General features: G+C 49.7%; 24 protein-coding genes and 1 other annotated feature. Of the genes, 23 read left to right on the forward strand and 1 reads right to left on the reverse strand.

The window, feature by feature from the left end:
* The first annotated feature begins 19 nt into the window (after positions 1 to 19).
* From MHB80_RS08485 to MHB80_RS08570, 18 genes are all read left to right on the forward strand, one after another.
* Positions 20 to 1495 (forward strand): LysM peptidoglycan-binding domain-containing protein, encoded by a 1476-nt coding sequence (locus MHB80_RS08485; RefSeq protein WP_341281738.1) that lies wholly within the window; start codon positions 20 to 22, stop codon positions 1493 to 1495.
* A gap of 390 nt (positions 1496 to 1885) precedes the next feature.
* Positions 1886 to 2131 carry a hypothetical protein gene (locus tag MHB80_RS08490; protein ID WP_341281739.1) on the forward strand — a complete coding sequence of 82 codons (246 nt, stop codon included), beginning with the start codon at positions 1886 to 1888 and terminating at the stop codon, positions 2129 to 2131.
* A 102-nt stretch (positions 2132 to 2233) separates the two neighbouring features.
* Positions 2234 to 2466 (forward strand) — a binding site (T-box leader).
* 75 nt (positions 2467 to 2541) lie between these two features.
* Positions 2542 to 5202: a valine--tRNA ligase gene (locus MHB80_RS08495; protein ID WP_341281740.1), complete on the forward strand. Its 2661-nt coding sequence runs from the start codon at positions 2542 to 2544 to the stop codon at positions 5200 to 5202.
* Positions 5203 to 5231: 29 nt separating this feature from the next.
* Positions 5232 to 6605 (forward strand): folylpolyglutamate synthase/dihydrofolate synthase family protein, encoded by a 1374-nt coding sequence (locus tag MHB80_RS08500; RefSeq protein ID WP_341281741.1) that lies wholly within the window; start codon positions 5232 to 5234, stop codon positions 6603 to 6605.
* A gap of 7 nt (positions 6606 to 6612) precedes the next feature.
* Positions 6613 to 8013 (forward strand): UDP-N-acetylmuramate--L-alanine ligase, encoded by a 1401-nt coding sequence (gene murC, locus MHB80_RS08505; RefSeq protein WP_341281742.1) that lies wholly within the window; start codon positions 6613 to 6615, stop codon positions 8011 to 8013.
* 536 nt (positions 8014 to 8549) lie between these two features.
* Complete coding sequence (locus tag MHB80_RS08510) at positions 8550 to 10022, forward strand: hypothetical protein (RefSeq protein WP_341281743.1); 1473 nt, start codon at positions 8550 to 8552, stop codon at positions 10020 to 10022.
* Positions 10023 to 10085: 63 nt separating this feature from the next.
* Positions 10086 to 10328, forward strand: coding sequence for a DUF4321 domain-containing protein (locus MHB80_RS08515; protein WP_338555257.1), 243 nt, complete (start codon positions 10086 to 10088; stop codon positions 10326 to 10328).
* 25 nt (positions 10329 to 10353) lie between these two features.
* Positions 10354 to 10962 (forward strand): Maf family protein, encoded by a 609-nt coding sequence (locus MHB80_RS08520; protein ID WP_341281744.1) that lies wholly within the window; start codon positions 10354 to 10356, stop codon positions 10960 to 10962.
* A 40-nt stretch (positions 10963 to 11002) separates the two neighbouring features.
* Positions 11003 to 11692, forward strand: coding sequence for a DNA repair protein RadC (radC, locus tag MHB80_RS08525; RefSeq protein ID WP_341281745.1), 690 nt, complete (start codon positions 11003 to 11005; stop codon positions 11690 to 11692).
* Between the two features lie 42 nt (positions 11693 to 11734).
* A complete protein-coding gene (locus MHB80_RS08530) occupies positions 11735 to 12769 on the forward strand; it encodes a rod shape-determining protein (RefSeq protein WP_046229382.1) in 1035 nt (344 codons plus the stop codon).
* 52 nt (positions 12770 to 12821) lie between these two features.
* Positions 12822 to 13703 (forward strand): rod shape-determining protein MreC, encoded by an 882-nt coding sequence (gene mreC, locus MHB80_RS08535; RefSeq protein ID WP_341281746.1) that lies wholly within the window; start codon positions 12822 to 12824, stop codon positions 13701 to 13703.
* Complete coding sequence (gene mreD / locus MHB80_RS08540) at positions 13700 to 14233, forward strand: rod shape-determining protein MreD (protein WP_341281747.1); 534 nt, start codon at positions 13700 to 13702, stop codon at positions 14231 to 14233. The genes mreC and mreD overlap by 4 nt, the downstream gene beginning before the upstream one ends.
* Positions 14234 to 14298: 65 nt before the next feature.
* Positions 14299 to 14964: a septum site-determining protein MinC gene (locus MHB80_RS08545; protein WP_341281748.1), complete on the forward strand. Its 666-nt coding sequence runs from the start codon at positions 14299 to 14301 to the stop codon at positions 14962 to 14964.
* A 3-nt stretch (positions 14965 to 14967) separates the two neighbouring features.
* Positions 14968 to 15759 carry a septum site-determining protein MinD gene (gene minD, locus MHB80_RS08550; RefSeq protein ID WP_046229380.1) on the forward strand — a complete coding sequence of 264 codons (792 nt, stop codon included), beginning with the start codon at positions 14968 to 14970 and terminating at the stop codon, positions 15757 to 15759.
* Positions 15760 to 15766: 7 nt separating this feature from the next.
* Positions 15767 to 16912, forward strand: coding sequence for an FtsW/RodA/SpoVE family cell cycle protein (locus tag MHB80_RS08555; protein WP_341281749.1), 1146 nt, complete (start codon positions 15767 to 15769; stop codon positions 16910 to 16912).
* A gap of 157 nt (positions 16913 to 17069) precedes the next feature.
* Entirely contained in the window at positions 17070 to 18008 is a 939-nt protein-coding gene (locus MHB80_RS08560) for a M23 family metallopeptidase (RefSeq protein ID WP_341281750.1), read from the forward strand.
* Entirely contained in the window at positions 18001 to 18882 is an 882-nt protein-coding gene (locus tag MHB80_RS08565) for a M50 family metallopeptidase (RefSeq protein WP_341281751.1), read from the forward strand. Before MHB80_RS08560 ends, MHB80_RS08565 begins: the two co-directional genes overlap by 8 nt.
* Before the next feature lie 86 nt (positions 18883 to 18968).
* Positions 18969 to 20216, forward strand: coding sequence for an Rne/Rng family ribonuclease (locus MHB80_RS08570; RefSeq protein WP_341281752.1), 1248 nt, complete (start codon positions 18969 to 18971; stop codon positions 20214 to 20216).
* A gap of 96 nt (positions 20217 to 20312) precedes the next feature.
* On the opposite strand, the gene MHB80_RS08575 is transcribed toward MHB80_RS08570, so the two are convergent.
* Positions 20313 to 21191, reverse strand: coding sequence for a GyrI-like domain-containing protein (locus tag MHB80_RS08575; protein WP_341281753.1), 879 nt, complete (start codon positions 21189 to 21191; stop codon positions 20313 to 20315).
* Between the two features lie 369 nt (positions 21192 to 21560).
* Here MHB80_RS08575 and rplU point away from each other — a divergent pair, with 369 nt between their 5' ends.
* The 5 genes from rplU (at position 21561) to obgE (ending at position 24741) form a co-directional block, all read left to right on the forward strand.
* Positions 21561 to 21872 carry a 50S ribosomal protein L21 gene (rplU, locus tag MHB80_RS08580; protein ID WP_046229374.1) on the forward strand — a complete coding sequence of 104 codons (312 nt, stop codon included), beginning with the start codon at positions 21561 to 21563 and terminating at the stop codon, positions 21870 to 21872.
* Positions 21873 to 21882: 10 nt separating this feature from the next.
* A complete protein-coding gene (locus tag MHB80_RS08585; protein ID WP_341281754.1) occupies positions 21883 to 22218 on the forward strand; it encodes a ribosomal-processing cysteine protease Prp in 336 nt (111 codons plus the stop codon).
* Between the two features lie 14 nt (positions 22219 to 22232).
* Entirely contained in the window at positions 22233 to 22544 is a 312-nt protein-coding gene (rpmA, locus tag MHB80_RS08590; protein ID WP_046229372.1) for a 50S ribosomal protein L27, read from the forward strand.
* Positions 22545 to 22670: 126 nt separating this feature from the next.
* On the forward strand, positions 22671 to 23408 hold the full coding sequence (locus MHB80_RS08595; RefSeq protein WP_341281755.1) for a Spo0B domain-containing protein: 738 nt from the start codon (positions 22671 to 22673) through the stop codon (positions 23406 to 23408).
* Positions 23409 to 23421: 13 nt separating this feature from the next.
* Positions 23422 to 24741 (forward strand): GTPase ObgE, encoded by a 1320-nt coding sequence (obgE, locus tag MHB80_RS08600; RefSeq protein WP_341281756.1) that lies wholly within the window; start codon positions 23422 to 23424, stop codon positions 24739 to 24741.
* The last annotated feature ends 77 nt before the right edge of the window (positions 24742 to 24818 follow it).

Raw genomic sequence — 24818 nt, forward strand, 5'->3', positions numbered from 1 at the left:
AGGGAGGGAGGACTTGAGCGTGACGGATCAAACGAAAGGCTTGCGCTTTGACGTGTATGAACGCGTGCATCTGTCGGATGAAGTTGCCGATATCGATGAGCTGGAAGAAATTGAGCTTGTGCCTCGCATTCAGGTTGTTGAGCAGGGGGAGCACGCAGTATTAAAAGGCCAGCTGCTGCTAAGCGGAGTATATCGCAGTACGAATGAAGCCGCCCCGCTTCAGGCACTGGAGCATTTCATCCCCGTCGAAATTACAATGCCGCTCAACCGGATTTCACGGCTGGACGATGTGACGGTGGAAATTGATAATTTCGACGTCGATTTGCTATCATCGAGAACGCTTAACATTACCGGAGTGTTGTCGCTTCGCGGTATTCTCGTGGAGCCGCAGCAGGAGCCGGAGGAAGCGTGGCGCGAGGAGCCATTCACCGTCGTCCATGATCGTGTAGATACGAGTCAGGCTTCGCTCGAAGAGGAGCTTCGGCGGAGTGGTGGCGAACCCTTTGCTGCTGCTGAGGCTGCCCAGGCTGCTTTGGGACCGCAAGCAGAGCCTTATTTTGCAAGGCAGGAAGGGCAATTGCCTATCAGGGTAGAGCAGGAAGAAGCTCAGGCGTTTAATGGGGCTCCAGCTTTCGATGAGTCTGATTCCGAGATTGAAGCTTACAATGCTTATAATGAGCGGGTGTATGAAGAGGCAGATGAACGCGAGGAAGCAGAAGGGCCGGAGGCTGGGGTTACGATTTCGCCTTCGCCGCGTGATGCAGGCTGGTCGGCAGCCGAGTGGTTTCAGGAGCAGGAGCATTCTGGGTCGCAGCCGAGCTTTAACGCAAATTTTAGTTCGCCGCCTGCTTATGCGCAGCAGCCAGCCGTAACTGGGCTGGGTCATGGCATCGCGCAGGAGAGGCAGCAGGGAACTTCTGCCTATCAGCAAGCGGAGGACTTTGGCTGGAGTCCGGGGGGACAACCGCAACAGTCAGAGGAGCCTTACATCCCGGCGGCGGCAGAGCAGAGCAGCTACGATGCATCTCCGTGGCAGGATAGCGAGCAGGAGCGTTTAAGCCAGTGGCAGGAGGCGGAGGAAGCAAGTGCGGAGCCGCAAGCAGAGCCAGAGAAGCAGGAGATGCGAATAGCATTTGGCAGCAAGGCGCCGGAAGCAGCGGTATCCCCTGCATCAGGCGTGGGGCTTGTGACGCTGCTGCAAACGAGCAAGCGCGAGCAATTGGCGCGGCAAGCTGCGGAGCAGGAGGCGGCGGAGTATGCGCTGGAGCAGACGAAGGCGCAGCAGCCCGCAGGCGATGAAATCGAGTGGCGCAATTTGTTTTTGAAGCAATCCGATGAGCGGGAATTCCGTAAAATCCGGGTATGCATCGTGCAGCGCGATGAGACGCTTGATTCAATTGCGGTGCGCTACAGCTTGAACCCGCGGGAGATTTTGCTGTACAACGGCTTGAATGAGTCGACGGTGGAGGAAGGACAGCTGCTTTATATTCCGTAGCTCACTTTAATTTATCTAATCAAAATACAACGTTCTTCAGCGCCTATATTAGGCAGCTGAAGAACGTTGTTTGCATTTACATTACTTTCAATCAGTTAATGTATTAAGAATTAATTGTAAACTCATTTTTCAAAAGGTATAATAAGTGATATTTTTTCTATTTAAATACATACTATAGGGTGGGTTAAATGGTTAAAATGTACAAGCTTATTATTACAATTATTTTAATTATAGGACTACCATCCACTAGTTTTGCAGCCGTAAGTCAAAGCAGTGCAGGGAAGGAAGAAAGGATCAGGCATGCGGTACAAATTTATTATGATTTGAAGTCGCTAAAGCTTATAAAAAAAATATAACTCTGAGTACAAGGCGACTTCTGAAGGGTTTAAATTGAATTATAGCATCAGCAAAACAGATATCGTATTCACAAGAAATGGTCGTACAGCAAGGCTGCCGATTAAGGATAGTGGTGTTATTCAGTTGACGAACAATACATTTGTTCCATTAGGTGAATGGAATATAGAGTTGGGCTTGAAAGTGCAAAGTCTTCAAAAATCCCTTTGGAATAATGAACTTTCCTTATCTGATGCTGAGCGGAAAAATGGATTTGGTTTGCAGGAGCAGTTTAACGATTAATAGGACTAGCAATTGTGAGAAGAGTTCCAGAATAGCGTGCCAGCCTTGTTTGACTTTTTCTCACAAAGAGTGTATCATTAGATAAATATGTCTTAAAGTCAACGAACGACGTTGAAGGGGAAGAGTACGCAGCCAAGCCTTCAGAGAGCGGAGCCGTTAGTGCTGAGAGTTCCGCAGGATTTTACTCGTACAAGTCGCCCTGGAGTTGCTTGAATCAAACGAATTGCTATTCGTTAATTCAAGCCGGCCACAGCCGTTATCTGTTTGAGTGCCGTGCAGCTGCAAGACGCGCGGAACAAAGGTGGTACCACGGAAGCTAACCTTTCGTCCTTTGCTATAAGGGCGGAAGGTTTTTTTGTATTCAAAATTATGTATGGATGCCATTATGCGATATGTGGAGGATGGAGCTTATGTCTGAAAATCAAACGACGCCGTCGATGCCGACGACCTACGACCCGAAAGCCGCTGAAATGAAGTGGTATGACTTCTGGATGGATGGAAAATTTTTTGAAGCGGGCAAGCGCCCAGAGGCCGAGACCTATACGATCGTTATTCCCCCGCCGAATGTAACGGGAGTTTTGCACATTGGGCATGCGCTCGATTTCACCTTGCAGGATATTCTCATTCGCTTTAAGCGGATGCAGGGCTTTGATGCTCTGTGGCTGCCGGGAACGGACCATGCAGGCATTGCAACACAGACGAAAGTGGAGCAGAAGCTGCGCGAGCAAGGACAATCCCGCTACGATCTCGGACGCGAGGCTTTTTTGGAGCAGGTATGGGATTGGAAGGAACAATACGCGGGGACGATTCGCGGCCAATGGGCAAAAATGGGGCTGTCGCTCGATTATTCGCGCGAACGCTTCACGCTTGACGAGGGGCTGTCTAAGGCTGTTCGCGAGGTATTTGTGCAGTTGTACAAGAAGGGCCTCATTTACCGCGGCAAAAAAATCATCAACTGGGACCCGGCTGCGAGAACCGCTTTGTCCGATATTGAGGTTGAGCATAAAGAGCTGAACGGTCATTTATACCATTTGCAATATCCGCTGAAGGACGGCTCAGGGCATATTACGGTTGCGACAACGCGTCCGGAAACGATGCTGGGCGATAGCGCGGTTGCTGTTCATCCTGAAGATGAGCGTTACCAGCACCTAATTGGTCAAATGATCGTATTACCGCTCATTGGACGCGAAATTCCGATCATTGGCGACGAATACGTAGACAAGGAATTTGGCTCCGGGGCTGTGAAAATTACGCCAGCTCATGATCCGAATGACTTCGAGGTAGGCCTTCGTCATGATCTGCCGCAAATTATCGTTATGGACGAGTCCGGCAAGATGAATGCGGAAGCTGGCCCTTATGCGGGACTGGATCGTTTCGAATGCCGCAAGCAGCTCGTGAAGGATTTACAGGAGCAGGGCGTGTGCGTTCAAATCGAGGATCACGTGCATCAGGTGGGCCACAGTGAGCGCAGCGGCGCGGTAGTTGAGCCGTATTTATCGACGCAATGGTTCGTTGATATGAAGCCGCTGGCTGAGCAGGCGATTAAAGCGCAAAAATCCAGCGACGGTGTAACATTCGTTCCGGATCGTTTTGAGAAAATTTATTTGCACTGGATTGAAAATGTACACGACTGGTGTATTTCCCGTCAGCTGTGGTGGGGACATCGTATTCCGGCCTGGTATTGCGACGCCTGTGGTGAAATGCATGTAGACCATAAAGAAGTAACGAGCTGTTCGTCTTGTGGTGGCACGGCGCTGCGCCAGGATGAGGATGTTTTGGATACATGGTTCAGCTCGGGTCTGTGGCCGTTCTCGACGCTTGGCTGGCCGGAGCAGACCGAGGACTTAAAACGCTTCTACCCAACGAATGTTTTGGTGACGGGCTACGATATTATTTTCTTCTGGGTATCCCGGATGATTTTTACCGCGCTGGAGTTTACGGAGCAAAAGCCGTTCAAGGACGTGCTGATTCACGGTCTCGTACGCGATGCGAACGGCAACAAAATGTCCAAGTCGCTTGGCAACGGCATCAATCCGCTCGAAGTCATTGAACAGTACGGCGCCGATGCGATGCGCTATATGCTTTCGACAGGCAGCACACCGGGGCAGGATTTGCGCTTCCGCTTTGAGAAGGTCGAGCAGGCACGCAACTTTGCGAATAAAATTTGGAATGCGTCGCGTTTTGCGCTGATGAATCTGGAAGGCTTCGCAGCGAGCGACATTGATATAAGCGGTAAGCTGGGTACGGCGGATCGCTGGATTTTGCACCGCCTGAATGAAACGGTTCGCGAAGTAACCCGTTTGATGGACAGCTACGAGTTTGGAGAGACTGGACGCCAGCTGTACAATTTCATCTGGGATGACCTTTGCGACTGGTATATCGAGTTTGCGAAGCTTAACCTCTATGGCAACGATGAAGAAGCGAAGCAAGCGACAAAGTCGGTACTCGCATATGTGCTTGACCGCACGCAGCGCCTGATTCATCCGTTTATGCCTTACATCAGTGAGGAAATTTGGCAGCATCTGCCGCATGAAGGCGAGACGATTACGCTTGCCGAATGGCCGCAGTACGATGCTGCGCTGGAAGCGCCTGAAGCAGTGAAGGAAATGGAGCTGCTGATGGATATCATCCGTTCCGTGCGTAATGTCCGTGCGGAAGTAAACGTGCCGATGAGCAAAAAAATCGAGCTGTTGATTAAGCCGAGCGGCGAAGCCGAAGCGGTAATTCTGACTCGCAATGAAGAGTTTGTCCGCCGGTTCTGCGGAACCTCGAAGCTTGAGACTGGTCTTGATTTATTGGCTCCGGATAAGGCGATGAGCGGTATTGTAACGGGCGCGGAGCTGTACTTCCCGCTTGCAGGGCTGATTGATATTTCGCAGGAAATCGCCCGACTTGAGAAGGAGCTTGCGACGCTGAACGGCGAAGTAACCCGCATTGAGAAGAAGCTGGGCAATGAGGGCTTTGTAGCGAAGGCGCCTGCGAAGGTCATTGAAGAGGAACGCTCCAAAATGAAGGATTATGCGGACAAACGCGATAAGGTTCAAGCTAGAATCGCGGATTTGCGCGGATAGACACCGGGAAGAAAGAAGGCGTTTCTACGATGACAAATCAGCTCTCAGGCCAGCCGGAAAGCGGCGGGCTGCAGTCGTACCAGGAAGCAGTAGATTGGATAAATGGTCTTATTCCATTCGGAATAAGGCCTGGTCTTGAGCGGGCCCTATTCTTGATGGAGCGGCTGGGCAATCCGCATCGCAGACTGAAGTTTATCCATGTCGCTGGAACGAACGGCAAAGGTTCCACCTGTGCTTTTTTGACGAGCACGCTCATTAAGTGCGGTTATGATGTAGGTACGTTTACATCGCCATACATTACGAAGTTTACGAATCGTTTTCAATATAATAACGCTGATATTGAAGAGCAGACACTGCTTGAGCTGTCGAATGTGCTAAAGCCTATCGTTGAGGAAATTGCGGCAACTGAGCTGGGCTCTCCAACGATGTTCGAGGTGTCTACGGCGCTGGCTATCTTGTACTTCGCTAAGGTAACCTATCCCGATTATGTCGTATGGGAAACGGGGCTTGGCGGACGAATGGACGTTACGAATATTGTGACGCCTGTTCTCTCCATCATTACCAATGTCGGGCATGACCATATGGATCGCCTTGGAGATACGCTGGAGAAGGTAGCGGCGGAAAAGGCAGGCATTATTAAGCCTGGCGTTCCCGTCGTGAGTGCGGTTACGCAGCCAGAAGTGATCGAAGTTATTCGGCAAAAAGCGATCGACAGCAAAAGCTCGCTGTATTTGTTAGGCGAGCAGTTCAGCGAGACGGCGCTTTCGGTCCGCGAGGATGAGCAAACGTTCCGTTTTGATGGGCTTTTCCGTCCGATTCATCCACTGACGATCACGCTGAACGGCGCCCATCAGCGCACGAATGCAGCGGTCGCAGTGATGGCCCTTGAGGTGCTTCGCCAATATGCGGCTCTTATCGTGGAGGATGATGCGCTGGAGGAGGGGCTGCGCCTTGCTGCATGGCCCGGGCGCCTGGAAATGGTGTCGCATTCCCCGCGTATTCTCATCGATGGCGCGCATAATCCTGAGGGAGCACAGACGCTTGCTGCCGCATTAAAATCAACCTATCGTTATGATCGTTTAATCCTAATGATGGGTATGCTGGATAATAAGAATCATCGCGAGGTTATGAAGCATATACTGCCAATAGTAGATACGCTAATTGTGACCGAGCCTGATTTTCGCAACAAAAAAGATGCGCAGGCGCTGGCTGATCTAGTACGTGCTGTGCAGGGGGACGAGGCTTTTGAGCTGATTGTGGAGCCTGACTGGAAAGCAGCGCTTGAGCAGCTGCAGCATTTGACCGGGGAAACAGACCTTGGGGTTGTGACCGGAACGCTTTATTTAATAGCGGACGTTCGCGCCCGCTTATTGTACAACTCTGATTCTGAAAAAGGTTGGTGAACCGTCTTTGAATACAGCAAAACATGTTCATTTCATCGGAATAGGCGGTTACGGGATGAGTGCTATCGCCCGCGTTATGCTGGAGAAGGGCTATACTGTAACTGGTTCTGATGTCGCTCGTCAGGAACTCACAGAGAAGCTGGCGGCGAAAGGCGCAAAAATCTATATCGGACATGAGCCGGAAAATATTAAAGGTGCGGAGCTGGTGGTTTACTCCACTGCGCTAACGAAGGATAATGTAGAGCGCCGCGCCGCGGAAGCTCTCAATATTCCGGTGCTGCATCGTTCGCAAATGCTGGCTCAGCTTATGAATGAAGGCAAGGGCGTCGCTGTTGCTGGCGCTCATGGCAAGACGACGACCTCGTCGATGATCGCGCTCGTTATGGAAAACTGCGGCACCGATCCGACGTATATTATTGGTGGCGAGATTGTAAACGTCGGCACGAATGCAAAGGCGGGAAAAGGGGAATACGTCGTAGCGGAAGCCGACGAGAGCGATGGCTCTTTCCTGCATTATCACCCGTCTATTGCGATAGTAACTAATATTGAACCGGATCATCTGGAAAACTATGACGGGGATTTCGGCAAGCTGAAGGCTGCCTACGTTCAGTTTCTGTCGCAGGTAAAGCCGGATGGCAAAGCTATCGTATGCGCGGACGATGACAATATTGACGAGATCATCAGCAAGCTGTATGCAAGCCAATCGCTCGACCCATCACAGCTCGTTACTTACGGCATTGATGGTGAAGCCCAGTACAAGGCAGAGAAAGTCGTGCTTGGTGATCGCAAAGTATCGTTCGAGCTTACCCACCAAGGGAAGCTGCTGGGCCAGGTTGAACTGTCTGTACCAGGTAAACATAATGTATATAACGCGATGGCTACCATTATTACCTGTCTGGAAGCAGGGCTGCCATTTGCGCAAATTGCAGGCGCTATTCGTGAATTCATTGGGGCGAAGCGTCGTTTCCAAGTGCTCGGCGAAGTAGAGGACATTCTCGTTATTGACGACTATGCCCATCATCCTACCGAGATCAGCGCAACGATCAGTGCTGCCAAAGCGACAGGCAAACGGATTGTAGCTGTGTTCCAGCCGCAGCGTTACACGCGTACCTATTTCCTTCTCGACCAGTTCAGCCGGGCGTTTCCGGAAGCGGACGAGGTCATTATTACCGATATCTATTCGCCAGCTGGCGAACAGCAAATTGAGGGCGTCAATTCGGAGAGGCTGGTCGAGCTGATTAAGACGAACAGCAATGCGAATACGACGTTTATTGCGACAAAGGAAGAAGTGCTGGAGTATTTGAAGACAGCTGCTTCTGCTGGCGATCTTGTCATTACGATGGGAGCCGGCGATATTTGGAAAACAGCGGATGCTTTGGCTAAATGGCTGAAGGCAGGCCGTAAATAAAGCTGGTATCCCTTGCATAAGGGCATATGGACTCCATTAAACGCTGGAAAACGTTAAAATCGTTTTCCAGCGTTTTTTATTTCGTTGCAAAAAGGAGCTGCGCCCAAACGATGCAAATGTCTTTGAAGATATTTACATCATGCATTCAATTGAACTAGCACCGCTTTTTTATGATGGATACAATTCCCTTAGCTTTTTATAGCAAAAAAGGTTGTCGACTGTACGAAACTTGAGGTAAGCTGCGAATGTTATTTAAAATATAAGAATTTATAAGTTTTGCACTTATAAATGGGCTTATATTTCTCGGAATGAAACGAGCCGCGCCGCCAAAGGACGGCGATAGCCGTTTCACCTTGAATTCTAAGAATATATAAGTTTCATCCTTATATCCGCTTAGAATTCTAGGGCAAAGCTCTTCGCTCGTCCTAGAAGGACGACGAAGTCGTTTTTGCTTGCGTATCCGTTTGTTCATAATCATAAATCTCTTAATTGTCTCATAGAGTAGGAATAGAAGAATGAGACAAGGAGAGAATGACATGAACTCAAAAAACCGCATTACGTACCGTTTCGACCAAGCCGGACAAGCTTCGCGCTCCGAAAACAAGCAGATGGCCGCGGCGCAGCCTGTTGTGGAAATCCCGGCTGCTTCTGCGCAGCCAGGTGCTTCGAAGCAGGGAGGTTTTGCTGAAGTCATCCCCTTATATAAAACTGCAGCCTTTTATTCAGATGAGCAGTTCAGTCCATGGAGCAGCCAGGCCGGGGAGGATATGGATCAGCTGGAGCAATTGATTCGCGAGTCGGATCATCACTTGCCTGAAGATTCTAAGACAAAGACGGCTAGTCGAATCCGTTCGCATGCCGATTCGCCCATTTCTTCGAAAGCGCCGAAACATATAGTAGATAAAGAGCCGCCTGTTCATATTTCTGAAGAGCAGTTTCAGATGGAAGAGCAAGAAGGGGTCCCGCTATCAAATGATCCTCACCAGCAGCAGGCACCTTCTTTCAGCGGCTCAAAATGGAATGGCAATGGAGCGGAGCATGGGCCAGAAAATGCCCACTATGGATGGGCAAATGACGGCGAGCGGCATTCGCCTGAGCTTGAGCTGGGCAACCGTCCGGTTCGCTCTATTCGCAAGCTTGGACATTCGCCATCATGGATCAATGTTTTTTTATCTGTCGCTGGGGCGCTGGCAACGGGAGCATTATTCGGTTATTTGCTGCTGTCTTTATTTTTGGATTCCTCCTCGGCAGACCCCTCTAATTCGGGCGGGCAGTCAAGCGCGGTTAGCGGAAATCCAGCTGCGCAAAGTGCGGAAAATGGCTTGGGCACGGAAGCAGGTGCGGGGAATGGGGCAAGTTCAGCTGCGCCGCTTGAAACGGTAGAAGTGGCTATCCAGCCACAGGCCTACCATTTGCTGCAATATGGCGTATTTAGCAACTCGGAAGGCAAGGATGCCGCAATGGAGGAGTTGGCTAGCAAGGGGCTTGCAGCTGCTGCTGCGACAACAGCAGACGACTACCGGGTATATGCGGGGATGGCGGGTGACCGCAGCAGGGCAATTGCGCTGAGCAAAATGCTGCCTGGCACCGAGGTATATGTGAAGGAGCTTATCATTCAGGCGCCGCAGCAATTTCCATTTAAAGGGGATGCAGCAGAGGCAAACCGCTTTTTTGAACAGACGAATGCCTTGATAAGCATGCTGGATGATTTGGCGCTGGCCCAGCTGGAGCAGCCAGTTCTTGCACCACTTGGCGAGAACGCGGCGAAGGCTTGGAGGAAGGAGCATCAAAAATGGACGCTCAGCATAAAGGCGATGGAGTCCGGCATTCAAGGCGAGACGGGTAAAGCTTCAATGGGGGCGGTTGTCCAAGCGGTAAATACGGCGGCTTCGTCGCTTACGGAATATGATAAAAACCCTTCTCAGGCACACTTGTGGTCGGTACAGCGAGCGCTAATGGAAGCGATCCTGACACAAAAAACATGGTTTGAGACTATACGCGCATTGTAAACGGAAATCATACTAAGGTATAATAGTGAGCAGTTGTCATTACTTGGCGAGAGGCGTTGAACTATGAAGAAAAACGGCTGGATGTTATTGCTTTTCCTAGTGCTTGGTCTGCTTGCTGGGGCCTTGGTGGCACGCTGGCTGGAGTCGATTCCGGGAATAACTTTCTTGACCAAAGCGATTCAGGCTTCATGGTCTCCTGCCGTTGATTTATATGTGCTGAGCTTTACAATGACGATTAACTTCCAAATTAGCTTATTCAGTATTATTGGTGTTATAGTGGCTATATGGCTTTATCGCAAAATGTAAGCTTAAACGAAGGAGAGCTATACCTATGAATCCGATCAGCCAGTTTGTGCTGGCATCGTCGTCTCCGCGCCGGAAGGAACTGGTCGCCTCTCTTGACCTTTCCTTGCCGGTTTATATTTTGTCCTCAGAAGCGGACGAAAGTGTGCCGTCCGATTGGAGCCCCGAGCAAATTGTGGAACAGCTTTCCTTGCGCAAGGCGCGGGCAACGGCTGAACTTTTGCGGAAGCAGGGGAATACGGAATCCTCTATCGTCGTAGGCGCGGATACAATTGTCGTTGTGGATGGCCATGTACTGGGCAAGCCAGTGGATGAGGCAGATGCTTTTGCTATGTTGAGCAGCCTACAAGGCAGAGCTCATGAAGTATATACAGGTGTTGCTTGTGTTTTAACGGATAATGGTGAACAATCCTCGGCTCATCGCATGACGAAGGTGCATATGAGGCCGCTTAAGGATGAACAGATTCATCGTTATATAGCTACCGGGGAATCGTATGACAAAGCGGGGTCTTATGGCATTCAAGGTTATGGGGCCACGCTTGTTGAGAGGATCGAGGGCTGTTATTTCAACGTTGTCGGCTTGCCGCTGTCACTGCTGTCAGATATGCTCGCAGCGTATCGCATACATGTATTTTGATCCACGTATTTCAAGCTAACTTACGAAAGCAGGGATGGGCATGGAGCCGCAGCGCCAATTCATTCGTGATGTCCCACAGGAAGAACGTCCAAGAGAGCGATTAATGAAATATGGGGCCGAAGCGCTCAGTCACACGGAATTACTGGCCATTCTTTTGCGAACAGGCACGAAAAAGGAATCAGTTGTCCATCTTGCGGGTAATATCATGAAGGAATGCGGTAATTTGCGCAACTTGATGGATATGAGTCTGGAAGAGCTGACGGCCATTCGCGGCATCGGTCCGGCGAAAGCGATTCAATTGCGGGCGGGACTTGAGCTTGGACGCAGAGTGTCTCGTACGGGCAATGGCGAGGTTGTTACGGTGAAGAGACCAGAAGATGCGGCGAATTATGTCATGGATGAGCTTCGTCATTTGAAAAAAGAGCATTTCGTCTGTCTTTTTCTCAATACGAAAAATCACATTATTGCCCAAGAGACGCTATCGATGGGCACGCTGAATGCCTCGCTCGTTCATCCAAGGGAAGTATTTCGTGCGGCTATTAAATGCAGCAGCGCCTCGCTCATTTGTGTGCATAATCATCCGAGCGGTGATCCTACGCCAAGTCCTGAAGACATTGCGCTGACGAAGCGGCTCGTTTCTGCTGGAGAGTTGGTAGGCATTGAAGTGCTGGATCATCTCGTTATTGGGGATGGAAGGTTTATTAGTTTGAAGGAACAAGGCTACATGTAATATAATAAGAAGGATTGTGGCATTACAGAAGGGAGCACTAACATGTTTGGTGGTTTATCGAAAGATCTTGGCATTGACTTGGGAACAGCTAATACTCTTGTATACGTAAAAGGAAAAGGAATTGTCGTGAGGGAGCCGTCTGTGGTAGCCCTGCGTACCGATACGAAAACGATAGAAGCAGTTGGCGAGCAAGCGAAAAAAATGATCGGCAGAACGCCGGGCAATATTCGCGCCGTACGTCCAATGAAGGATGGCGTCATTGCTGACTTTGAAACGACAGCAACGATGATTAAATATTTTATTCGTTCAGCGCAAAAGCAAAGATCTTTGTTTCCGCGCCATCCGAACGTCATGATTTGCGTGCCGTCTGGCATTACTGCAGTTGAGAAGCGTGCGGTTGAAGATGCTGCGAAGCAAGCAGGTGCACGTGAAGCTTATACGATTGAAGAACCGTTCGCAGCAGCAATTGGCGCCGATCTTCCGGTTTGGGAACCTACGGGCAGCATGGTCGTTGATATTGGCGGCGGAACGACAGAGGTTGCAGTGATTTCGCTCGGCGGGATTGTAACAAGCCGTTCGATTCGCGTCGCTGGGGATGAAATGGATGAGTCCATTATCCAATATATTAAACGCTTCTACAATCTGATGATTGGGGAACGTACGGCAGAGCAGCTTAAGATGGATCTGGGTACAGCACTGCCGCTTGATCCGCCAGAATCGGTGGAAATTAGAGGCCGCGATCTCGTATCCGGCTTGCCTAAGACACTTGCAATAACATCGGATGAAGTAAGCGAAGCGCTTGCGGATACGGTGACCGCTATTGTGGATGCCGTTAAAATCACGCTTGAAAAATGCCCGCCAGAGCTGTCGGCAGATATTATGGATCGCGGTATTGTACTGACAGGCGGCGGAGCACTGCTTCGCAATCTGGACAAGCTGCTGCAGCGCGAGACTGGCATGCCGGTCATTGTAGCGGACAATCCGCTTGACTGCGTAGCTATAGGTACCGGCCGTTCGCTTGACCATATTCATTTATTCAAGAGCAGAGGCGGCTCAGGCGGCCGTTCGAAACGCTAGAAGAGCTTTCTGCCAATTTGGCAAGAAATGAAAATGTGATTAGAACAGGCAGGTGATCGAGCTGTTTAAGCTGTTTAGAAATAAGCGCATGTTTATGCTTATGTTCGGGTTTATTCTGTTCATTGTGGTCATCGGCTTCTCGCTAAGTGACCGTAAGGAGCTGAGTATGCCGGAGAAGTTTATCGGAGATTCAGTCGGATTCGTTCAGCAATGGTTTTATGTGCCCGCTGCTTCAATAGCGGGTTTCTTTGAGGATATTGGCAATCTCCGGGCGATTTATGAGGAGAATGAGTACCTTAGACTGACAGCAGCGGCTTATGCCCGCGACAAAATCGGCTATAACTTTCTGCAGGAAGATAATGAGCGTTTGCAGAAAGAGCTGAATTTTACAGAGCAGCAGAAAAGAATAAACAATTACAACTACCGCATTGCCCATGTCATTGCCGTTGACAATAATCCGTACAGCAAGACGCTGGAAATCAATTTAGGCTCGCTGAATGGCATCAAGCAGAACATGGCGGTTACAACCATTGACGGCATTATCGGTATTGTCAGCCAGGTAAGGCCGAATACGGCAACGGTAATGCCGATTACGGAGCTAGATGAAAAGTCGCCCACTTCAAATGCGATTGCGGCGACTATTCTTGGCAAGAGTGACTCTTTCGGAATGGTTACCAGCTACGATGATGAGACGCAGCGATTGATTATGACAAGAATCGGCGAAAACGACAAAATGATCGTCGGTGATTTGGTCGTTACCTCAGGAAGCGACAGCGTCTACCCGCGCGGTCTTGTTATTGGAACGGTAGAGACAAAGGAAGTAGGCAATTTTGGCTTGACGTACACAGCTTCAATTGAGATGGCGGCAAATTTGAACCAGCTTAAAGAAGTGTTTGTCGTCGAGGTGTCTGCATCGGAGGATGCGGGGAAATGAGTATGATGAGCACGAATCGGCTTATCCTGCTGTTGTTTTTCCTTTTTGTTATTGAAGGCAGCGTCATGCCTTGGATCATTCCGGTCGATTATGCTGGCAAAATTATTCCGCATTTTAGCTTTGTCTTTGTATTATATGCTGCTCTGTATAGCGGTCGCCATCGGGCACTGATGTTTGGCATAGGTATTGGACTTATTCAGGATATCGTCTACTATGGTCATTTGCTCGGTGTACATACGTTCATGATGGGGCTAATCGGTTATTTTGCCGGACTTCTGTTCGATCGCCGCCGCAGCACGCTGCTTACATGCCTGTCCGTCATTGGCTTTGCGTGCATTGCTTACGATTCAGCCGTTTATTTTATTTATTCGCTTTTCCGGTTGACGGAGGAGTCGTATGCTTTCGCGCTGCTGGATCATATTTTGCCTAGCTTATTTTTGCAGCTTGCCTTTGCTTTGGTTATTTACGTGCCTGTTCGCAAGCTGTATGAGCAGGATGCGAAGCTAAATCAGGACCAGGATGAGGAATAAATTGGCGGTTAAAGCAGGAATTCGATTGTTTCGAAAAGAATGCAATACGTTGGGGAGGGACAATCGTGGCCGAAAAGCAGCATATTATGATTAAAGGCGTCAAGGAAGGTCTCGTGTTCCTTCTCGACGATAGTTGTGAACTTGATTTATTACTCGATGAGCTGCACTACAAGCTGGAGAAAACCCATCAGCAGCTGCTCACCGGCCCGCTCGTGCACGTCCATGTCAAGCTAGGAAGCAGGCAGCTTGACGATGAGGATAAAGAACGGATTCGATCGGTTATTCGCGCGCAGGGCAATCTGATTGTACAATCGGTAGAATCGGAGCCGGCGGCAGGTAGCCAGCCGCAGGCTCCGCCACCTGGCATTCAGCTCATTAACGGAATTATCCGATCGGGTCAAACGATAGAGCGTGAAGGCGATTTGCTGCTGACGGGGGATGTGAACCCGGGAGGAACGATTATCAGTACCGGCGATATTTATGTGATGGGCGCGCTGCGTGGTGTCGCTCATGCTGGTGTTAACGGCCGAACGGATGTTATTATTGCGGCATCACTGATGCGGCCGACACAATTGCGCATAGCAGATATCATTAGCAGGCCGCCGGAGGAATGGATGTCGGGCGATCCAGCGATGGAGTTTGCTTTTTTGAATGAGGGAACGATGCAGATGGATAAAATTTCGCAATTATACCGTTTACGCAATAATCCGATTATGTTGAGAGGGGTGTAACTTATGGGAGAAGCGATTGTTGTCACATCTGGAAAAGGCGGCGTTGGCAAGACGACTACGTCTGCCAATCTAGGAACGGCATTGGCTCTGCTTGGCAAGAAGGTATGTATGGTTGACACCGACATCGGACTGCGTAATTTGGATGTTGTTATGGGACTTGAAAATCGCATTATTTATGATCTTATCGATGTGGCTGAAGGCCGCTGCCGCTTGAATCAAGCGCTGATCAAGGACAAGCGCTTTGATGAGCTGTACATGCTGCCGGCTGCCCAAACGAAGGACAAAAATGATGTATCGCCCGAACAGGTCAAAGACATGGTGCTGGAGCTGAAGAAGGAATTTGATTATGTCATTATTGATTGTCCAGCCGGAATTGAACAGGGCTTCCGCAATGCGATTGCCGGCGCAGACCGGGCTATTGTTATTACAACGCCAGAAAATGCTGCTGTTCGCGATGCGGACCGAGTAATTGGCCTGCTTGAGAAAGAGGGTATCGCTGCCAAAATCATCATTAACCGTATTCGTCAGAACATGGTGAAAAGCGGGGAAATGCTTGATATTGATGAAATTTGTCAGGTGCTCGCCGTTGATTTGCTCGGTATCGTGCCGGATGATGAGAAGGTTATCAAATCCGCGAATACAGGCGAGCCGACGGTGATGGACCCTTCGTCGCGCGCGGCGATTGCTTATCGCAACATTGCCCGCCGCATTTTGGGCGATATGGTTCCTCTTATGCTGCTAGATGAGAAGGCAGGCGCCTTCAAACGGTTCCGCAAGTTTTTGGGAATAGGATGATTGCATTGTGCTGAATAAATTCAAAAAAATTGACTGGGGCATCGTCGCAATTTTAGTTTGTCTCATGGTTTTCAGCTTGTTTGTAATATATAGTGCTACTTGGGACAATTCGCAATATGCTACATCAACTGAAAAAATGGCTATTTTTTATGGGGTTGGTTTTTTTATCACGATTTTTGCCGCTCTTTTTGATTACCGGATTTTGCTCAAAACCTGGCATATCTTATATGGCTTTGGCGTCGCTTTGCTGATCACCGTGTATTTTTTTGGATCTGTCATCAATGGAGCAAAAGGCTGGTTCAAGCTCGGAAGCTTCTCCTTTCAACCGGCTGAAATCATGAAAATTTTTCTGATTATCGGGATTGCCTACATTATGGGCCGAAGAAAAGGCGATAGATTAGGCTTTTCTCAAGATTTATTACCGATAGCGGCTTTTTCCCTATTGCCGTTTGCGCTCGTCATGATGCAGCCTGATTTAGGAAATGCGATTATTTATCTCGTTATCGTGCTCGGAATGCTTTGGATTGGCAATGTTAAATATAAGCATGTTCTTGTAGGGCTTGCTGTCGTTGTTGGCGGTTTGATCCTGTTCATGACGCTGTTTAATATGTTCAATACGGAAATATATACTTATCTGAAAGAAAAAGAATTAACGCACTGGTACAATCGGATTAATACGTTCATGCATCCAGAGGAAGCATCTGCTGATGCGAGCTATCAATCTCAAAATGCCAAAATTGCCATAGGCTCAGGCGGGCTTACGGGTGATGGCTATTTGCAGGGCGAGATGAAAAACGGGAAGTTCATCCCTTATCCGTACTCCGATTCCATATTTGCTGTTATCGGCGAGGAATTTGGTTTTCAGGGTGCAGCCGTGCTGCTGCTGTTGTATTTCCTGCTCATTTATCGAATTATCATAATCGCCTTCAAATGTCATGATTTGCGCGCTGCCTATATGACGATAGGCATTGCCTCTATGTTCGTATTTCAGATATTCCAAAATATCGGCATGATGATCGGACTAATGCCGATTACCGGCATCACGCTGCCATTCATCAGCTACGGCGGCACTTCACTGCTGCTGAATATGATTTGTATCGGCATTGTATTTAGTATAAAGGCTCATCAGGAAGTGTATGAGCTGGCTGAATAACCACATAGCTGCTGCTTGGAAGGGCGCTGCAATTCTCTGGGAAGAGAAAGCAGCGTTCTTTTTCTTTTTGCCTGCTGAATTTGCATACTTGTCCGTTTTTCCTCATAAGGATGTAGAAGGAAGCAAGCTCTCTGATAATCGAGAGGGGGAGGAACGGATGATGGATACGAAGGAAGCGGTGCGAAGGCGCCGTGAAGAGAAAATTAGACGATTAATGGAGCAGCCCGTTCGGGATGGATTCATGCAAGAGCGGCTTTCAAGAGCGGAATACAGCGTGCCCGCTGCGCCTCCGCTCTATCCACCATTGGATGAGGAGGAGCGGGACCCAGAGAAAATGTGGAAGGAAAGCCCTAATCCTTGGGATGGATGGACACAGATACAGGATGATCAGCGAAGCCGGACGAGCCGCATGGATTATCGTTATGGTCATCCGTCAGGAGAACCGCCGTATGCGGAACCGCCAAAAGGTGGCCGTCCAAATCCCTTCTTTCGCGAACTGCGCTGGAAAATAATTGCGGCTGCTGTATTGTTCGCTGGCATATGGGGCTTATACCAGATTGATGAGAAGTGGGCAATGGAAAGCCGAGCTTATGTAGCGCAGGTGCTTCATGATGAGCTGGATTTTGCCAGTGCGGCAAAATGGTATAAAGAAACGTTTGCCGGAGCGCCGACGTTTATTCCGATTTTCCAAGAGGAGCAGAAGGAGGCAACTGCTGCAGAAGGTGCAGTCAAGCTGCCTATCGTTGCTCCGCTTGAGGGCGGTGCTATCGTACGTACATTTGCCGAGCTGCTAAACGGTGTCGAGCTTGCTGGCTCATCGGAGGAAGCGGTAAATGCGGTAGAGACAGGCAGAGTGCTTGTTGTCTCGGAGCCATCGGATAATGGAGTAACCGTCGTAGTCCAGCATGCGGATGAACGAGTCAGCGTATATGGCAAGCTAGGGTATGCATCAGTTGGCGTGAATGATTGGGTGGAAGCGGGCGATCAGGTCGGGAGCCTGCGCAGAGCAAGCGGTGAGGAGCCTAGCTTGCTTTATTTTGCAATTAAGCAAAACGACCGCTATATTGATCCGGTAAGCGTGATCCCGCTTGGTTAAATGGAGGGGCATTCGCTGGTCGGTGCATCCGTTGTTTGTGCTGGTAATGGCGGCCTCCGTATTAACAGGTTATTTTGTCGAGCTGTTCACCTTGTTTTTAATCGTAATGGTCCATGAGGCTGGCCATGTGCTGGTGGCGCGTTTTTTCGGCTGGCATATTCGAGAGGTTAAGCTGCTGCCTTTCGGCGGTGTGGCTGAAGTGGAGGATGCGGGCAGCCTTCCAGCAGGAGAGGATGCGCTTGTAGCAATAGCCGGACCGCTGCAAAATGTATGGATGGGACTAGCTGCTTGGGGCCTCGGCCAGCTGGGATTATGGGACCCCGAATGGTCGGCCTATGTCGTTCAGGCAAATATGATGATTGGTTTATTTAATTTATTGCCGATTTATCCGCTTGATGGCGGGAAGCTGCTGCAAGCGGCCCTTAGCTATAGCTTGAACTTTTTCAGCGTTATGCGCTGGACGGCACGCATCAGCCTTGTGCTCAGCAGCTTAATGATCGGCGTTTCGCTGCTAGGGCTGCTGCGTCCCGGCGGCGCTATTCAATTCAATCTGCTCATCATTGGAACGTTTCTGTTTATGACGAACTGGACCTATAATCGGAGCATCCCGTATTTATTCATTCGGTTTCTCATGCATCGCGACCAGGTAGCTATCCGCAAAATGGCGCAAGGCGTGCTTGCCAGCCCTATCGTGGTGGATGGCAGGCAATCTGCGGCATATGCCGTTCGTTTGCTTTGGCGCGAGCGGTATCACTTGTTTTATATTATGGAGCGAGGCTCCAGCATCGCCAGGGTAGCTCCAGAGCAGCGTGTTGTTGACCGTTATTTGCTTGAGCGCAATCCGAACCGCCCTGTTATTGAGCTTCTTCCTTAAGGGGACAAAAAACAGATAAGGAACTCCCGCTGCGACTTGTGTTAATATAAAAGAAAACGTGAGAGCTGGCGGGTGATGTTTGAGAGATGAAGCAAATGTTGATGCACAGTGACGGAGAAATGCTTCAAACAGCTGTTTTGCAGGATGGCCGGCTCATGGAATTTTTTATGGAACGGTCGGAGAAAAGCGGCCTCGTAGGCAACGTCTACAAAGGGCGTGTCATTAATGTGCTGCCTGGCATGCAGGCGGCGTTCGTAGATATTGGACTAGGCAAAAACGCTTTTCTCTATATAGATGATTTATTGCATCCCAATTTGGAGAAGCAGCCGGAGATAAAGCCTTCAATTGAAGAGCTGGTGCGGCCAGGCCAAGAGCTGATTGTACAGGTGATGAAGGAGCCGCTTGGCGGCAAGGGAGCCAGGGTGACGACCCACTTCACATTGCCGGGGCGCTGGCTGGTGCTCATGCCGCAGGCTGGGTACGTAGGCGTTTCACGAAAAATAGCTGCCGACAGCGAGCGTGCCAGACTGCGCGATGTGGGAGAGCAGCTGCTTCAAGGCGAGGAAGGCATCATCCTCCGGACGGCTGCCTCAGGTGAGTCCGAGCAGTCGCTTGCGGCTGATGTTGCCCAGCTTCGCGCCAGCTGGGAGCGTATAATAAGCCAGGCCGCGGAGGCGAAAGCACCAGCAGGCCTACATATGGAGGCGGGTCTGCTGCGGCGAATCGTCCGCGACACGCTTGATATGAAAGTGGAAGAGGTATGGATTGATGATGCATCCCGCCTGCAGGAAGCGGCTGCGCTGCTGCGGGAAATGACGCCGCAGCTCGAAAAACGGCTCAAGCTGTATGACCGGGGTGCTTCGCTTACTCTATTTGATGCTTTTGACGTCACTCGGCAGGTGCATGAAGCGTTTCAACCGAATATTCGGCTGGCAAGCGGCGGCTCGCTAGTATGGGGAGAGACGGAAGCTCTAACCGTTATTGATGTAAATACGGGCAAATACACAGGCGCTACGAATTTAGAGGATACCGTCTTCCGTACGAATATGGAGGCGGCTGATGAAATCGCCCGGCTGCTGCGGCTGCGTGATGTGGGCGGCATCATTATTATTGATTTTATCGATATGGAAAATGAACCAAACCGCGAGCGGATTATCGCGCGCCTGAATGAATGGGCGAGGCTGGACCCGACAAAATGCTCGGTCGTTGGCTGGACAAGACTAGGGCTTATGGAGGTGACCCGCAAAAAAGCGCGGGAGGGTGCTGCGGGCCAGCTAACGGAGCGCTGTCCGTGCTGCGGAGGAAGCGGCAGGCAGGGGCAAGTTAAAGTCTAGCTGTGCAAAAAAGTGGTATAGCGTTTGGGTGCACGACAAATAGAACGACCGATGAAGGGGAGCCTTCATCGGTCGTTTTTGCTTAGGTTTAGCGAGCTAAGCGCCGGTTGTTTCTTTTTTCAAAATCGGAATCCATACTTCGCTGCGGTAATCTTCAGCGCAAGTATCCCCTTCGTAATAAACCTCCAGCTCAGGGCCTCCGGCATGCTCATAGCCGGTTCCGGGAAACCACTCTTGGAAAATCCGGCGAAATACATTTTGAAGCGAATCAGGCAATGGGCCGGTCGAGGTGAATATGGCCCAGGTAGCTGCGGGAACGGTACGGACCGTATATTTCTTTTCCTTGTCAGCCACATTGGCATCAACGGAGGTAGCAATCATATAGGTGAATGTCTCCTTATCGGGCTGGCCGTCAAGACAGACGCCAATAATTGCCCCATCCCCTTTGGCATAAAGCTCAGCGGGCGCTTCGCTTTGGTTGAATACCTCCCACAGCTTAGGAATATCGATGAAATTTTGTCCGTCCTTACAGCTCACTTCATAGGACAAGCCTGCAATTTGAAAAGCTTCCTTTTCCTCAATACGATAATCCATGTCCTTGTCTCCCTTCAACGATAGCTGGAATGAAATGCGGGGGAATGCTTTCAATGTAACGCCGGGTGCTCTCGCTTCCGAAGGCGAAATGCCATGAATGCGGAGAAAGGCCTTGGAGAATGACTCGGGAGTATCATAACCGTATTTAAAGGCAACGTCTGCGACCTTTATGGTGGTAGACGTCAGCTCCTGTGCCGCAAGTGTCAGCTTGCGCTTACGGATATATTCCGCGACTGTCATTCCAGTAAGCATGTGGAACATGCGCTGAAAATGAAACGGCGACACATAGGCGGCCTTGGCGATATCGGCGATGTCGAGGCGTTCCTCCATTTTTTGCTCCATCAGGTCGAGTGCAACCTTCATTCGAAGAATAGCTTCCATGCCGCATCAACTTCCTTTGCTCTCAATATTGTAGCATCATTTAACAGAGGGCTGCCTGTCATTGCGTGCTGACTTCAGACAGATTAAACTGAATGATGATTGTCGTAATCCGTTCCTTAAGATTGGTCTTATTATACAAAATAAAAAAAATGGAGACAATGGAATGTGCTGCAAGAGGGCATGCTATAGGCAATCGTGTATAAAAGAGGTTGCTTGATTCGATTTTGTATGCTAAAATGTTCAAGTATGTCTGATTGTTATATACAGCGGACTTGCAGATACCGCTCCGATCGGGTACAAGCAATGGCAGCCCATGCTGCAATTCACCTGGATTAGGCGAGTCTTCGACAATAAGGAGGTGCACTCACAATGTTCGCAATTATCGAAACTGGCGGCAAGCAATACAAAGTTCAGGAAGGCGATGTGCTTTTCATCGAAAAACTGAACGCCAATGCAGGCGAAAGCGTAACGTTTGATCGCGTGTTGGCTGTATCCGGTGCAGACGGTCTTGTAACTGGTACTCCAGTTCTTTCCGGCGCTACTGTTTCTGCTACTGTTGAAAAACAAGGCAGAGGCCAAAAGATCATCGTTTACAAATACAAAGCCAAAAAGAACTACCGTCGTAAGCAAGGTCATCGTCAACCGTACACAAAAGTAACGATCGGCAAAATCCAAGCATAAGAGGATTATTATGATCACGGTTACGATTGTACGAAATGCTGACAAGCGGATTACATCGTTTAAGATTAAAGGACATGCGAAGTATGCGAAGCTCGGCAAAGACATTGTCTGCGCTGGTGTGTCGGCTATCTCAGTCGGTACGGTCAACTCGGTTGAAGCTTTGGCAGATGTGAAGCTTCCTTATGTAATGGACAATGGATGGTTATCATCGGATATTCCGGTTTTAGCTGATCAGGAAACCGATCATAAGGTGCAGCTGCTGCTGGAGTCGATGATGGTGATGCTTAATACGATTGCACAGTCCTACGGAAAATATGTTGTGATTAAACAACAATCTCTTGAATGAGGGAGGGAAATCTCATGTTGAAACTGAATCTTCAGCTTTTCGCTTCGAAGAAAGGTGTAGGTTCCACAAAGAACGGACGTGACAGTCAATCGAAGCGTCTTGGCGCTAAACGTGCTGACGGTCAAACCGTATCTGCTGGAAGCATCTTGTTCCGTCAACGCGGAACAAAAATTCACCCAGGAACTAACGTAGGCATCGGCAAAGACGATACGCTTTATGCGAAAGTCGAAGGCGTTGTGAAGTTTGAGCGTTGGGGACGCGATCGCAAAAAAGTGAGCGTGTATCCAGTGGACCTGGCTCCAGTAGCCGCAGCAGTAGAAGCATAATAGCAGCAAATGCCCCGGCCTCGCGTGTAGGTCGGGGCATTTGCTGCTTAAAGACCTATCGGCTAATGCAGCGGCATGTTATACTGAATTAGCTGGGAAACATGCGGAAGAAAGTGGGATCAATAAATGGATCGCATTAAATCGGCAAAGCACATCGCAGCTTTTTCTATTGTGCTACCGGCTGTGGCTATGCTTGTATGGCCTTCGTCAGTCTGGTTGCTAGTGCTTTTCATGCTTTGGTTTACGGCTGCTGCAGTCATCTGGATTCGCTCGGAGCGGCGCGTGCATGCAGAGCAGCTTGCGCTTACGATACACAGCCTCCAGGCCGCAGGGATGAGAACGCTAAACCATCATCGGCATGACTGGATGAACGACCTGCAAGTGATATATGGCTACACGCGGATGCAGAAACCGGATAAAACGGTGGAATATGTGGAGAGAATAAGGGCAAAGATGCTTACGGAGAGTCAAATTTCAAAGCTAGGGGAGCCAGCGCTCGTCAGCTACATTCAGGGCTTCCGTACACTGACAAGCTGCCTTGAGCTGAAGGTGGACATAGAGCAGGACTTGAATTTTAATGAGCTGCCGCTTGCCAGCCATGAAATTTCCGAAGCATTAATTGGCATAATGAATAGCTATCGTCTGGCGGTTAAGCCTGGTTTTGGCGAAGTCGCCGTGCTTACTCTGGTACTTGATTGGGACGGGCAGCAGCTTCACGTTGCTTTCGAACTTGAGGGCGAGCTAATGGATGAGCAACAATTGAAGGATCAAATAAAACAGCAGTTGAAAGGCGCGACTCTGCAGGCGGTCGATATTGAACATCCGCAGGAGGAAATACGGCTTAAGGCGGAAAAGCGCGCTTGAACGGGGGCACAACATGTTTGTCGATAAAGCGAAAATATTTGTAAAAGGCGGCAACGGCGGCGACGGAATCGTTTCCTATCGCCGTGAGAAGTATGTACCGGAGGGCGGACCTGCCGGTGGCGATGGCGGTAAAGGCGGAAATATTATTTTCCGCGTGGATGAAGGCTTGCGTACGCTGATGGATTTCCGCTATCAGAAGCATTTTAAAGGCGAGCGCGGCGAGCGCGGCAAAGTGAAAAGCATGCATGGTGCGGGTGCAGATGATATGATTGTACGCATTCCTCCAGGCACGATCATTATTGACGATGACTCGCAGGAAATCATTGCCGATATGACACGTCATGGCCAGGAAATTATAGTCGCAAAGGGCGGACGCGGCGGACGCGGCAATACAAGGTTTGCAACAATTAACAACCCCGCTCCGGATATTGCCGAGACTGGTGAAGAAGGCCAAGAACGCTGGATTGTGCTTGAGCTTAAGGTAATGGCAGACGTAGGTCTTGTCGGATTTCCAAGCGTAGGCAAGTCCACATTGCTGTCGGTCGTATCCGGGGCCAAGCCGAAAATTGGCGCGTATCATTTTACAACGTTAACGCCGAATTTAGGGGTTGTGGACGTTGGCGATGACCGCAGCTTCGTGATGGCGGATTTACCGGGATTAATCGAAGGCGCGCATGAAGGCGTTGGTCTGGGACATGAGTTTTTACGCCATGTCGAGCGGACCCGCGTCATCATCCATGTGCTGGATATGTCCGGCTCCGAGGGTCGCGATCCTTTTGAGGATTGGCTGCAAATCAATGAAGAGCTTGTGCTCTACAATGAGAAGCTGGCCGACCGTCCGCAAATTATTGCGGCTAACAAGATGGATATGCCGGAAGCGGCAGAGCATCTTGAGATGTTTAAGCAGCAGCTGGATGAGGTGCGCGGCGAAAAGGAATACCTTATTGTGCCGATTTCTTCTTTAACGAAACAGGGTGTACAGGAGCTATTGTACAAGGCGATGGATACGCTGGAGTCGGTTCCAGATGAACTGGAAATCGAAGAAGTGAAGGATGTCACGGAGCGTAAGGTGTTTACGTTCGAGAAACGCGAAGAATCCAGCTATACGATTCGCAAAGAAAACGAGCTGTATGTTGTAGAAAGCGAAAGCATCGAGAAATATTTGAAGCGTATGAAGGTTACTTCGTATGACTCGGTCATGCGATTTGCCCAAATTATGCGGAAAATGGGCGTCGATGCAGCGCTGCGCAAGCACGGCGCTAAAGATGGCGATACGGTGCAAATTGGCGATTTCACCTTTGAATTTTTCGAAGGCAGCGACTATATGGCTTAATCAAATATGCAGCACAAGGAGACGGCGCAAGCCGTCTTTTTTATATGCTCAACCAGCCCTATTTTCACAAAATGGCG

The organism is Paenibacillus sp. FSL H8-0537 (assembly GCF_038051995.1).
GTDB lineage: Bacteria > Bacillota > Bacilli > Paenibacillales > Paenibacillaceae > Pristimantibacillus.